This window comes from Bacillus sp. MUM 116 (assembly GCF_001866655.1).
GTDB lineage: Bacteria > Bacillota > Bacilli > Bacillales > Cytobacillaceae > Neobacillus.
In genome coordinates, this window is the sequence record NZ_MLYR01000017.1 from 62,605 (window position 1) to 75,744 (window position 13,140).

12 protein-coding genes are annotated in these 13,140 nt (G+C 40.5%); 10 read left to right on the plus strand and 2 right to left on the minus strand.

Annotated features, from left to right (window positions below):
• Positions 1-109: 109 nt before the first annotated feature.
• The 5 genes from BIV60_RS04230 (at position 110) to BIV60_RS04250 (ending at position 5,410) form a co-directional block, all read left to right on the plus strand.
• Positions 110-1,060 (plus strand): ABC transporter permease, encoded by a 951-nt coding sequence (locus BIV60_RS04230; RefSeq protein WP_071354473.1) that lies wholly within the window; start codon positions 110-112, stop codon positions 1,058-1,060.
• Positions 1,053-2,003 (plus strand): iron chelate uptake ABC transporter family permease subunit, encoded by a 951-nt coding sequence (locus BIV60_RS04235; RefSeq protein WP_071354474.1) that lies wholly within the window; start codon positions 1,053-1,055, stop codon positions 2,001-2,003. Before BIV60_RS04230 ends, BIV60_RS04235 begins: the two co-directional genes overlap by 8 nt.
• Positions 2,000-2,761, plus strand: a complete 762-nt coding sequence (locus tag BIV60_RS04240; protein ID WP_071354475.1) for an iron ABC transporter ATP-binding protein — start codon at positions 2,000-2,002, stop codon at positions 2,759-2,761. The genes BIV60_RS04235 and BIV60_RS04240 overlap by 4 nt, the downstream gene beginning before the upstream one ends.
• Before the next feature lie 17 nt (positions 2,762-2,778).
• Positions 2,779-3,732, plus strand: coding sequence for a siderophore ABC transporter substrate-binding protein (locus BIV60_RS04245; RefSeq protein WP_071354476.1), 954 nt, complete (start codon positions 2,779-2,781; stop codon positions 3,730-3,732).
• Between the two features lie 217 nt (positions 3,733-3,949).
• Positions 3,950-5,410, plus strand: coding sequence for a PAS domain-containing sensor histidine kinase (locus BIV60_RS04250; RefSeq protein WP_071354477.1), 1,461 nt, complete (start codon positions 3,950-3,952; stop codon positions 5,408-5,410).
• Between the two features lie 71 nt (positions 5,411-5,481).
• On the opposite strand, the gene BIV60_RS04255 is transcribed toward BIV60_RS04250, so the two are convergent.
• A complete protein-coding gene (locus BIV60_RS04255; protein ID WP_071354478.1) occupies positions 5,482-6,012 on the minus strand; it encodes a ribonuclease H-like YkuK family protein in 531 nt (176 codons plus the stop codon).
• 238 nt (positions 6,013-6,250) lie between these two features.
• Between BIV60_RS04255 and BIV60_RS04260 the strand changes: the two genes are divergently transcribed.
• The 3 genes from BIV60_RS04260 (at position 6,251) to ilvB (ending at position 9,722) form a co-directional block, all read left to right on the plus strand.
• Positions 6,251-7,327: a DUF2157 domain-containing protein gene (locus BIV60_RS04260; RefSeq protein ID WP_141770399.1), complete on the plus strand. Its 1,077-nt coding sequence runs from the start codon at positions 6,251-6,253 to the stop codon at positions 7,325-7,327.
• Positions 7,320-7,859 carry a GDYXXLXY domain-containing protein gene (locus BIV60_RS04265; protein WP_071354480.1) on the plus strand — a complete coding sequence of 180 codons (540 nt, stop codon included), beginning with the start codon at positions 7,320-7,322 and terminating at the stop codon, positions 7,857-7,859. Before BIV60_RS04260 ends, BIV60_RS04265 begins: the two co-directional genes overlap by 8 nt.
• Before the next feature lie 186 nt (positions 7,860-8,045).
• Positions 8,046-9,722: a biosynthetic-type acetolactate synthase large subunit gene (gene ilvB, locus BIV60_RS04270; protein WP_071354481.1), complete on the plus strand. Its 1,677-nt coding sequence runs from the start codon at positions 8,046-8,048 to the stop codon at positions 9,720-9,722.
• A gap of 106 nt (positions 9,723-9,828) precedes the next feature.
• Here ilvB and BIV60_RS04275 read toward each other — a convergent pair whose 3' ends face one another.
• Positions 9,829-10,566, minus strand: coding sequence for an IclR family transcriptional regulator (locus BIV60_RS04275; protein ID WP_071354482.1), 738 nt, complete (start codon positions 10,564-10,566; stop codon positions 9,829-9,831).
• Positions 10,567-10,760: 194 nt separating this feature from the next.
• Here BIV60_RS04275 and BIV60_RS04280 point away from each other — a divergent pair, with 194 nt between their 5' ends.
• Entirely contained in the window at positions 10,761-11,615 is an 855-nt protein-coding gene (locus BIV60_RS04280; protein ID WP_071354531.1) for a dimethylarginine dimethylaminohydrolase family protein, read from the plus strand.
• Between the two features lie 29 nt (positions 11,616-11,644).
• The gene (locus BIV60_RS04285) at positions 11,645-13,060 is read left to right on the plus strand and encodes an amino acid permease (protein WP_071354532.1); all 1,416 of its coding nucleotides are present in this window, start codon (positions 11,645-11,647) and stop codon (positions 13,058-13,060) included.
• Positions 13,061-13,140: the final 80 nt, after the last annotated feature.

The following is a 13,140-nucleotide window of genomic DNA, read 5'->3' on the forward strand; positions in this document are numbered from 1 at the left end:
CATTTATTTATTGACTTCCAAACTTTGGATTAGTATAATCAAGTTTAGAAGATTGATTGATAATGATTATCAATATCATTAAAAAGCAGATACATAGGATGAGAGAAATATGAAGAAAAGATATTTAATAATGGTGTTGTTTGTCTTAACCGTCATTTCATTATTTGTCGGTGTCAGCCGGATTTCTCCAATGGATTTACTGAATATTCACTCAGAGGAAATGCAAATTTTCCTTATTAGCAGACTGCCAAGACTGATTGCGATTCTGCTCGCCGGTGCGGGCTTAAGCATTGCCGGTCTAATCATGCAGCAGCTTAGCCGAAATAAGTTCGTCTCACCAACAACAGCTGGGACACTCGATTCGGTTCGTCTAGGAATTCTTGTATCGATGCTGCTGTTTGCCAATGCATCCATGCTTGAAAAAATGGTCGTTGCTTTTATTTTTGCACTTGCCGGGACGTTTTTATTTATGAAGATCCTTGACCAAATTAAGTTTAAAGATGCGATTTTTATCCCGCTTGTCGGGCTGATGTTTGGGAATATTTTATCCTCGATAACGACCTTTTTTGCCTACCGTGCAGATGTCATTCAAAATATGTCGGCATGGCTTCAAGGTGATTTTTCGATGATGATGAAGGGCAGGTACGAACTTTTATACATCAGTATTCCTGTTATCATCGCTGCCTATTTCTTTGCAAACCGCTTTACCGTTGCCGGAATGGGGGAGGATTTTTCAAAAAATCTTGGACTAAGCTATCGTTATGTCGTAAATACCGGGCTAATCCTAGTTGCGCTGATTACCGCAACCGTTGTATTGACAGTAGGAATGATTCCCTTTCTTGGGCTGATTATCCCGAACATGATTTCCATTTTCCGTGGCGACCATTTGCAAAAAACACTGCCGCATACGGCTTTGCTTGGGGCAAACTTTTTGCTGGTTTGCGATATTTTGGGACGCGTTCTCATTTATCCATATGAGATTTCCATCAGTTTGATGGTGGGGGTTATCGGAAGCGGGATTTTCTTATTTCTACTGTTCCGGAGGAGGGCCTATGCGTAACTCTATTAAAATCGTCATTCTTGCACTGCTCGCGTTAGGGGCCTTTTCCCTATATTTATTTCATGATTTAAATGGAAGTTTTGATTATGCTCTTCCAAGAAGAGCGATTAAAGTTTTAGCTATGGCGTTGACAGGATTTACGATTGCTTATGCAACCGTTGTGTTTCAAACGGTCACACATAACCGAATCTTAACACCGAGTATTATGGGGCTGGATTCGCTTTATTTATTGATTCAAACCTTGTTGATTTTCTTTTTAGGCTCTGAAAATCAATTGGCCGTTAATAAACAAGTAAATTTTCTCGTTTCTGTGGCTATAATGATTGGCTTCGCCCTGTTTTTATATCGTTTTTTATTTAAAAAAGGCAGCCGGTCCATCTACTTTTTACTGCTTGTTGGATTAATTACCGGGACATTTTTCTCTAGTATTTCAACCTTTTTTCAAGTGCTGATTGACCCAAATGAGTTTCAGATGATTCAAGACCGGATGTTTGCCAGTTTTAATAATATACATGCCGATTTACTATGGATGTCTCTGATTATTATTGGGGTTGTCTTCCTTTACGGCTGGCATTCAATGAAGTATTTGGATGTTTTATCGCTTGGTCGAGAAATGGCGATTAATCTTGGTGTTCCCTATGACCGGATTGTAAAGCAAATGCTTGTGATTGTAGCGGTTTTTATCTCAATTTCAACGGCCCTAGTCGGTCCGATTACCTTTTTTGGGCTGATTGTCGCCAATCTCTCGTATCAATTTTTTCACACCTATAAACATAAGGTACTGATAACAGGAGCCGTGTTGCTGAGCATGATTGCTCTTGTCGGAGGACAATGGGGAGTTGAACGGATTTTTTCCTTTTCAACCACGTTAAGTGTAATCATCAATTTTGCCGGCGGCATCTATTTTATCTATTTACTGTTGAAGGAGAGGAAAACAGTATGATTAAAGTGAGAGCATTGTCTAAGCGTTATAGGGGAAAATCGGTGGTTGATGAGGTGACTGTTGAAATTCATCCGCGAAAAATAACCTCATTTATTGGTCCTAATGGTGCGGGAAAATCAACCTTGCTCTCGATGATTTGCCGTCTGGTTGAGGCTGATTCAGGGAGTGTGCTGGTCGACCAGTCGGATGTCCGCAAAATGAAATCGACTGATTTTGCCAAAAAGGTCTCGATTTTAAAGCAGTCAAATTTTATGAATGTTCGTTTGACGGTTCGTGAGCTTGTTTCCTTCGGTCGTTTTCCCTATTCCAAAGGGCGTTTAACGGAAGAGGATGAACAGATGGTCGAGCAATCGCTTGAATATATGCATTTAACTGACATACAAGGGAGCTTTTTAGATGAATTATCAGGCGGTCAACGCCAACGTGCTTTTATCGCCATGGTGATGGCGCAGGATACCGAGTACATTTTGCTCGATGAGCCGTTGAATAATTTGGATATGAAACACTCCGTTCAAATAATGAAAATTTTGCGCCGCCTTGTGGATGAATTGGGAAAAACCGTGGTGGTGGTGCTTCATGATATTAATTTTGCTTCCGTTTATTCAGACCGCATCATTGCGATGAAGGATGGCAAGGTCATAAAGGATGGACCGACGGACGAGATTATTCAATCGGAAGCATTAAGGGACATTTACGATATGGATATACCGATCCAGAAAATGGGAAGGAACCGAATTTGTGTTTATTTTAATTCATAAAAAGGAGAGATTTTACTATGAGAAAGTGGAGTTTATTATTTGCTGTGTTTGCAGTAATCCTTGCCTTGGCAGCATGCAGTTCTAGTAAGGAAAGCGGAGCAGAAAACACTGCCTCAAGCAGCGAGTCAGAGTCTGCTGATAAGATGACGATTAAACATGAATATGGTAAAGCTGTTGTTGATAAAAATCCAAAAAAGGTAGTAGTGTTTGACTTTGGGATTTTAGATTCTTTGGATAAGTTGGGGGTAGAGGTAAAAGGAGTTCCGCAGGCAAATATTCCATCTTATTTGAAAAAATATGCGGCTGATAAATATACAAATGTCGGAAGTTTAAAAGAGCCGGATTTTGAAGCGATTCATGCATTGGACCCGGATGTTATTTTTATTTCAAGCCGTCAAGCTGAATTATATAACCAATTTGCTGACATTGCACCAACTGTTTATGTCGGAATGGATTATACAAATTATATGAAATCTTTTGAAGGAAACATGAACTTGCTTGGCAAGATTTTTGGGAAGGAAGACCAGGTTGCAACTGAACTAAAGGATATTCAATTGAGCGTTAATAAGGTGAAGGAAAAAGCATCATCTGTGGATAAAAAAGGGTTGATCGTCTGGGCGAATGAAGGGAAGGTCAGTGCCTACGGTCCAAATTCCCGTTTTGGTTTGATTCATGATGTGTTTGGCTTTGCGGCTGCCGACCCAAGTATTGAAGTATCTACGCACGGACAAAGCATAAGCTTTGAATATATTAAAGAAAAGAATCCGGGTGTCTTATTTGTCATCGACCGTAATGCAGCAGTTGGTGGAGAAGCCGGTGCGAAAAAGGTCATTGAAAACCAGCTGGTGAAAAAGACGAAAGCGTATAAGGATGGGAAAATTGTCTATCTTAATCCGGATTCCTGGTATTTAAGCGGCGGCGGCTTAAAATCTATGAAGGAAATGGCAAATGAGGTAGAAGAAGCTCTATAATATAGAGGGGATCGATACTCAAAGGTGTTACCGTTGTAATGCCTTTCGGGATTGATCCCTTTTTTTGTGTCCGTGAGAAATGGACAATTCGGCCTTCTGTCCACGAACGGTGCCTGTCACCATGTTCAAAATTGTGGTGAAAAAATTTCTTTTTTTTATCGTAAAATTCAGTAAAATGGAGTGAAGGGAATATTTGAAGAAGTGGGAGGGATTTCTAATGTTGATTGGTATCCCGTTTTTTGGTAAAGAGAATGAATCAGTAGTATATAATCCTGGTGAATTGATTGACTTGTTTCTCAATTGTACGGCAGACGGATTTGCGATTTTTGATATGGAAAATCGGTTCATTCGCGTGAACTCCATGTATACACAGATTTTCGGTTACACAGAAGAAGATGTGATCGGAAGAAGTTTTGATGAATTTCCACATTTCGATTTAGTGAAGGGAATTTTCGATGAAGTTAAACAGGGGAAATCATATACCAATATGATTACTCAGCGATTTCATAAAAATGGAACGGTCCTTGACATATCCATAACGTATTCACCTTTTCGGAATTCGGATGGTGATATTTTCGCCATTCTCGCTAGTTATCGTGATATCACAAATATGAAAACCATGGAAAAAGAATTAAAGCGAGCCCGTGAATTATATAAATTAATCGCGGAAAATACAACGGATATGATTAAAGTTTATTCAAAGAATTATGATATTCTCTATGCTTCCCCATCACACGAAAAAAGAATGGGGTACACCACCGAGCAATTGGTAGGCCTCAGTATATTTGATTTAATTTTGCCTGAAGAATTTGCGGATTTTAAAAAGATGTTTCAAAGGGTAGAGGAAACAGGTGAATCCCAAGTATTTCAAGTAAAATTTAAAACTAGTACAGACGCGACTATTCATATAGAAACAAACATTAGTCCGATTGTGAATGATAAAAAGGAGATCGAATTCTATGTCACGGTTGGAAGGGATATAACCGAGAGGGTAAACAACGATACTGCGTTTCGGAATTTGGACAGGCTCTCCATCATCGGACAATTAGCGGCTGGTGTTGCCCATGAAATCCGAAATCCTTTAACATCATTAAAGGGGTTCTCAAAACTTTTAAGAAGTACGGCAAATACAGAAAAGCAAAATCAATATTTGTCGATTGTTATGAATGAATTAGACCGGATTGATATGATTGTGAATGAATTTATGTCACTTGCCAAACCACAGGCTATTCAATTTGAACGAGCCCAATTAACTTCCATATTGGACAGCACCATTAATGTACTCCATCCACAGGCTCTGCTATATGGGGTCGAAATGAAAATAAACTATCCAACTGAAGAGGTTGAGATTCTTTGCAGTCCACATCAACTTAAACAAGTATTTGTTAACTTTTTGAAAAATGCAATGGAGGCGATGCCAAAAGGTGGCACTGTTCATATTAATGTAAAAAAAGTGGACCATAATCGAGTGGAAATTTGTTTTATAGACGAAGGCGTGGGGATTGAACAGGAACGGTTGAACTATCTTGGAACACCATTTTATACAACGAAGGAAAAAGGGATCGGACTTGGTTTAACCGTAAGTAATAAAATCATCCAAGAACATCGTGGAACAATGAAAATAGAAAGCCAAATCGGTGTCGGCACAACCGTCATCGTGGAATTACAATGTCAGTGACAAATGCCGGTGACAGGCACCGCACGTGGACAAATGGGATTTTTGTCCACGTGGGGTGAACATCACCGCTTTTATTTTGTGTACCGGTTGGCATAGCTTGAGGCTACGAAGGCATCAGGCTTTATTTTTGGTTCAACCCCCATGGATTCCATTCTGGTAACCATTTCTTTTACAAACTCGCTGGTTTTATTTCGTTTCCCCGCGCCAATATCGATATGTCCCTCCATAGAAAAGGTTGCTCCCTGGTAAATGTAAGGCAGAATTATATTGATAAGCTCATTCTTCCGCTCATCTGTAAATAAGGAAACGATTTCCTCTGTTAATGATAATTCAAGTGAAATTCGTTCATGAAGCTGTAACATTTTTCGGGGAACCACGACCTTTCGAATACAAGCCCATACCCCTTTCCCTTCATTTTGAATGACAATACCGGTAATGAAAACGGTATTGAATCTATGAACTTGTGAATCTGTTCCGACCATTAGACGGTACTTCCCTAAATGATCTGATTTCATAAAAGCAACAATCTGGCTAAAAACATGCTCAAATGTCATATTTTTAGCTTGAAGATTTTGAAATAAATAATCTTGATTTTTACTCATCTGGAAGTATCACATCTTCCCTTTTCAGCGGTCAGACCGCCTTTATTTGCATCTTATGGAGAAAGTATTAATGCTGTGCATCAAGGTTTCATGTTGCATGAGAAGGAGTTTTCTATTATATGTATGCGAAAAAGCTGGTGTATATTTGGGGGAAAATAACTATAAATCCATTAAATTGTTAAAATAGAGATAGTAGTAGCAGAATAAAATTTCTTAAAGGAGGAAGGGAGTGAGTTAGTTGAACAAGCGGATGGTGAAACGGAATGAGTTTGAATTTTTAAAGCGGGAACTACAGTATTTAGAAGATTCTGAGGCAATACCGAGGGGGAAGGCCAATGAAATTCAAGAGATGTATTTAGTGCGGGAGAAGCTTTCTTTTACAAAGACGCTTCTGTATGTCGGGTCCATTCTGATAGGGGTAGGGATTCTAAGCTTTATTGCAAGCAATTGGAGCGAAATCGGAAAAACAATCAAGTTTATGTTTATTCTCTGTGTGTATGTGGGCTCCATTCTGGCCGGGTATAAGATGGAAAAAAGTTTACCTAAGACGTCAAGAAGCTTTTATTATCTTGGAGTGATGGTTTTCGGAGCAGGGATTTTTCTGGTTGGACAAATGTTTCATTTTGGCGGGAGCTTTCAGAGTGCTTTTTTATGGTGGTCAATTGGCATCCTTCCTTTAGCGTGGGTGTTGCGGGACAAATGGATTCTCCTTGCCTCCGCTCTATTTACCCTAATTTATATGCTGGATGAACCGTTTCTCCGGGGGGATCGGGTACCGATTTGGACCATTCTTTTGATTGCGGCTATTTATGTTATAAATGAAAAAATTGGTTTTTCAAAAGCAATTGGGTTTGTCAATGGGCTGCAGCAGCTTGTATTTATCAGCACCATCATTTCCTTTTTTATCGGTGGGAATGATGATCATTTATATCTGTATGGTTTAATCTATTTGGTTCTCGGTATCGTCCTTATTCTAAGAAGGACAAAAATTAGAGATGTCTATGTTGTATTGGGTCATCTTGTTCATGGGGTTGCAGCTATAATGTTGTCATTTAAGGATGTATGGCCATCTTCAATTGATTGGGTGTATATTCCGTTCTCAATTGTTTATTTGATATTTGTCCTCTATTTAGTGAATCGGGGCAGTTTGATAAGCATTATCATTCTTTGTGGGATGATATTTCGTTTTTACATTGATATCTCGTTTGATTTTCTACCCAAATCGCTTGTGTTTATCATAGGCGGCATCCTCTTACTCGGCTTTGGTTTTTATTTTGAAAAACAAAGGAAGAGAGGGGGAAAAGTCCATGAATAAACAAACACGGGGAAAGCAGCTGATATGGGCCTGCTTGGTTCCGGTGGTCATTCTCCTCGGCATGTGTTTCACTCCTATCTATACTTTGATGACAGGGGAGGAAATCATACTTCAAACAAATCCGGTTGACCCATCGGATTTGTTCAGGGGGGACTACGTGACTCTTAGGTATGAGGCGGAGGAAGTACCGAAGAAGTTAGTAGAAAAAGAAGTTCTGAATGAATTGAAAGTAGGACGGGGCGAAATCAAGGTATACGTGACCTTGGAAAAAAAGAATGGAATTGATACCCCGGTAAAGGTAGCCCTTGTTAAACCGCCAGCGGGGACGGTGTATCTTAATGGTACCTTGGACTATATTGGAGAAAACCAGGACCAAAATGAAGTTGCCTTCATCCAATACAGCCTAGACAAATATTTTGTCGAGGATAACACCGGGACAGATTGGGAAACAGCTTCCACAAAAGGTGAAATCCTTGCCAAAGCCAAAGTCAAAAACGGCTACGCCATCCTAACCGGAATCGAAAAGAAGTGACAAAAAAGGTGACAGGCACCGTTCGTGGACAAAACGTAATTTTTGTCCATATGGAGTGGACGCAGGCGTTAGAGCTGTATATTTCTTTTGGATGGAGCTACAAAAATAGGTTAAGCATGATTTATTTCACATACAATGGATTTCTGATGATTTAAAATATTAGAAAATCAGAAATCGGGTGAAGATATGTTTTTGGAGAAAGAGTTTAAAGAAGAAATAGACTTATCCAAGTCATTAAAACTGTCAGGAGTGGATTGTCTATTTGGTTGTGATGACCAAGGGCTCATTCCGGGGATTGATCAATCAAATATTCGTTATTTTCAATTAAACCACGAACAGGCTGCGGTTCATGCTGCGGACGGCTTTGCCCGTGCAACAGGGATTCCGGGAGTCGTTCTCCTTTCAAGCGCTGCCGGGATCTCCAATGCTATTACAGGAATTGCCACCGCCTACAGCGATTCAGTACCACTTGTCATTATCGCTGGTCCGCTTGCCGCCAAACCACAAAATAAGGAAGCACTACAAGAACTCGATATTTTAGGAATCACGATGCCGATTACAAAGTATTCTTTTAAACTGAATGATTGGGGACGTTTTGCCGAGGCGTTGCAAAGTGCCTTAACGATTGCTGCTGATGGAAGACCCGGGCCGGTTTTAATCGAGTATACGATGGAGCCTTCAGCAGATTTCCAAGAAGAAATCCCAAGTTACCGCCGCCATGCCCGAAGTCAAATGAGAGAAGGACAGATGGAAAAATCAATAAACTCGGCGGTCGAATTGTTTGAAACAGCCAGGAAACCCGTTCTTTTTATTGGCGGCGGTGTGATTTCTTCGGGAGCGGCCGATAGTTTAAGAGAGATTGTCCGACAGGCGCGGATACCGGTAGTAAGTTCTCTCATGGGCATTGGTGCTATGGAGGCTAAAAATCCACTATACTTAGGAATGCTTGGAATGCATGGAACATTCGCAGCGAATAAAGCGGTGCATCAATGTGATTTATTGATTAGTATCGGGGTTCGCTTTAGTGATAGGGTTACAGGGAAAATCAGCGGCTTTTCACCAAAATCAAAAAAAATCCATGTTGACGTGGATCCGGCCGAAATTAACAAAATCATCTCAGTGGATTTACCGATTGTCAGTGATGCAAAAGCGTTTTTATCCAAGCTAAAAGAAAAATTAAATTATAATCAAATTTTTAGAGATGCCGAAATGTGGACCAATGAAGTAATCGGGTGGAAACGGACAGTGCCGCGTTTTGACAAGTACCACAGTATTCTTAGTCCGCAGGCGGTAATAAAAAAACTGAATGAATATTCATCTCGTGAAACAATCGTGGTGACCGATGTTGGCCAGCATCAAATTTGGACAGCGCATCATTATCATTTTTCCTCTCCTAGAACACTGATTACATCAGGCGGATTAGGAACAATGGGGTATGGGCTTCCGGCGGCAATTGGGGCAGCAGCGGCATGTCCGGGGAAGCCTGTTCTTTGTGTATCTGGTGACGGAAGCTTTCAAATGAATCTTCAGGAATTAATCATTGCGGTAAAGTATCAGCTTCCAATCAAGATAGCCATTCTAAATAATGGCTATTTGGGGATGGTTCGCCAGTGGCAGGAGCTCTTTTACCATGGACGCTATTCTTCCGTTAAAATTAGCTCGCCAAATTTTGCAAAACTGGCAGAGGCATATGGCGTTCCCGGTTATAAGGTACGTTCGGAGGAAGAAGTTGAACGGGTAATAGCAGAGGCTTTTCAGCATAGCGGCCCAGCCTTAATTGAATTTGATGTGGTGGAAGAGGAAAATGTATATCCAATGGTACCGCCAAACCACAGCAACCACCAAATCATTCTATCACGGTGACAGGCACTGCCCGTGGACAAAATGCGTTTTTTGTCTGTCTGGAGTGGACAGTGCAATTTGAAGCGATGACAATAAAAAGGCAGAAGCTTGGAAAACGGCTTCTGCCTTAAAATTTGTACCCTAATTTGGAGGAAATGCGCATCCCATATTCGACTATCTTTTCCTTTAAAAAAGATTTTCTTTCTTCTGATATATTGAACGAAACGTATCCAATGCTGATAGCGCCCATCAGTTCATTTATTTGATTAAAAATAGGTGCAGCTACAGAGGAGGTTCCCGACGTTTTCTCCCCGTGACTCTCTCCAAATCCCTTCGTACGGATTTCATTTAAATTTTTTAAAAAAGCCTCCTCCTCCTCTTTGGGAACGAGAGATTCCACGATTTTTAAAGCTTCGGACTTCGGCATGTTCGCTAGCATCACTTTATTAGCAGCCCCAATATTCAGTGGAATTCGAATCCCCAATTGGTCATAAATACGAATAGGGTTGGACTGGCAGTCAATTCTTTCGACAATTAAGGATTCTTGTCCAATCGGTTTACTAAAATAAACACTTTCTTCGACTTCATACATTAATTTTTCCATTTCTGGGCGGATCTGACCGACGAAATCAAAAGTATCATACATTTGCAAACCATATTCCAGCCACTTATTCCCTAAAGAATAGAGCTTTAAATCCGGGTCCTGTTGAATCAGCCCATGTTTTTTCATAGATTGTAAAATGCGATGCATCGTGCTGACAGGTAAATCACATTCCTTCGATAAATCGGTAATCGAAAACCATCTTCTTGTTTCATTTCCGGCGAGGACGGCCGCAACTTGCATGGCGCGGTCAATTGTTTGCATATGCTCAACTCCTATTCCTTTCTATTATCTACTATAGCGTGAAAAATTTAAAAACAAAATGATTCAGTAAATTCATAATATATTGACACGCCGGTTTATCTATCATAATATTTCATTAAAGGTTTTCCTCTATAGGGAAACAAATTCCGTTATGTGGAAAAATAGGAGGGATAACATTGAAGTACAGTCAATCCATGCATAAAAAACTAGACCATGTTATTGTGAAACATCCAAAGGATGCGTTTCTTAACCAAGAACATTTAAGTAAGGAATGGAAAAAATTTAACTACATTGAGGAGCCGGATTTTATAAAAGCCCAACATGAATATGAAAAATTTCTTTCCATTTTAAACCAGCATGTAGAACAAATTGATTTTTTACCGGCCTCTGAAAGTGTCGGATTGGATTCGCTCTATGCCCACGATCCTGTTAAGTTCACTAAAAAAGGGGCTATTATTTTAAAATCAGGGAAAAAATTGCGCCAGCCTGAAGCTGAGGCGTATAAGCAATTTTTGCAGGAAAAAGGAATACCAATTATCGGGGAGCTAACCGGAGATGCTGTCTGTGATGGTGGGGACATTGTTTGGCTCGATGACCGGACATTGCTTGTCGGCCGCGGCTATCGCACAAATGATGAAGCAATTCGGCAGCTTAAAGAGATTACAAAGGATTTAGTGGATGAATTTGTTGTTGTGCAGCTTCCGCATGACCTTGGTGAGGATGAATGTCTCCATCTCATGTCCTTTATTAGTTTAGTAGACAAGGACCTTGCGGTTGTTTCTTCGCGATTAATGCCAGTGTTTCTTCGACAAATGCTGATCGAGCGTGGAATTCAATTAGTTGAGGTTCCAGAAGATGAATATCTTCGTCTCGGATGTAATGTTCTTGCACTGGCACCGCGTGTTTGTATGATTGTCTCTGAAAACCCTTCCACGAAGCAGCAGTTACTTGATGCCGGGGCAACGGTTTATGAGTACGAAGGAAATGAAATTTCTTACCTTGGAACAGGCGGTCCGACATGTCTTACATGTCCTGTGGTCCGTTCATAAAACAATAAACGAGGGGTGTGGGAAGTGTGATGGAACAAGGGGCTCAGCAAAATCAGCAAAATCAGCAAAATCAGTTAAATCGTTCCATGAAGCGGCGACATTTATTTATGCTCTCGCTTGGGGGGGTCATTGGAACAGGATTATTTTTAAATGCAGGGTATACCATTCATGAAGCAGGTGTAGGCGGTTCACTTATCGGTTATTTATTTGGCGGAATTATTCTTTATTTAGTTATGGTTTGCTTGGGAGAACTTGCCGTCTACATGCCTGTTACGGGTTCCTTCCAAACCTATGCAACCAAATTTATTAATCCTGCAGCAGGGTTTTCCTTAGGCTGGATGTATTTTATCGGCTCGGCAACAACCGCCGGGGTGGAATTTACTGCAGCCGGAATGCTAATGAAGCGCTGGTTTCCTGATATTTCAGTTTGGATTTGGTGTGCAATTTTTATCGCCTTGTTATTTTTGCTTAATGCATTGACGACAAAAGGCTTTGCCGAGGCAGAATATTGGTTTGCCGGGATTAAGGTAATAGCAGTCATTTTCTTTATTATTATTGGATTGGGAGCGATTTTTGGCATCATCCCATTGTCAGACCGTCCGGCACCATTTGCGAAAAATTTTGCTCCATCGGGGCTGTTCCCGACTGGATTTCTCATTCTTTTTACGACAATGATGAATGTTATTTTTTCATACCAAGGATCGGAATTGATCGGGATTGCTGCGGGAGAAAGTGAAGATCCCCAGAAGAACATCCCTCGTGCAATTCGCAATGTCCTATTTAGAATTATTGTTTTTTATCTTGCTTCGATTGTGATTTTATCAGCGATTTTTCCAACAAAGGAATTGGGGCTGTTAGAGAGTCCGTTTGTAAAGCTTATGGATTTGGCGGGGATTCCGTTCGCGCCTGACATTATGAACTTTATTATCTTAACGGCAATTTTATCTGTTGGGAACTCGTGTATTTATGCTTCAACCCGATTGCTGTGGGCGATGGCTGGAGAAGGGATGGCACCTAAGTATTTTGGGAAACTTTCCAAGCGCAAGGTTCCGTTTACCGCCCTTGTCTTTACGATGATTTTTTCACTTTTGTCCTTGTTAACAAGTTTTATTGCTGCAGATACCGTGTTTGTATTATTAATGTCGATTGCCGGGATTTCTGTTACGATTTCCTGGATTGGAATAGCCCTCTCACAATTGATGTTCCGGCGTAAATATTTGCAGGGGGGCGGAAGATTGGAAGATTTGCAGTACAAGGTTCCATTCTACCCATTGATTCCAATTATTTGTATCGTATCTTGTGTTTCCATCTTAATCTTCCTGGCCTTTGACCCAACACAGTTAGTCGGACTGCTAGTCGGATTAGGATTCTTGCTTGTATGCTATTTTGGATATTACCTAAAGGATAAAAAAGCAGCAAAGGCCGAATCGGAAATTACCAGCTGATAGAATAAAGTGATAAATAAAAGTGACAATAAAAGTGACAGGCACCGCCCGTGGACAATATGACTTTTTTGTCCATGTCG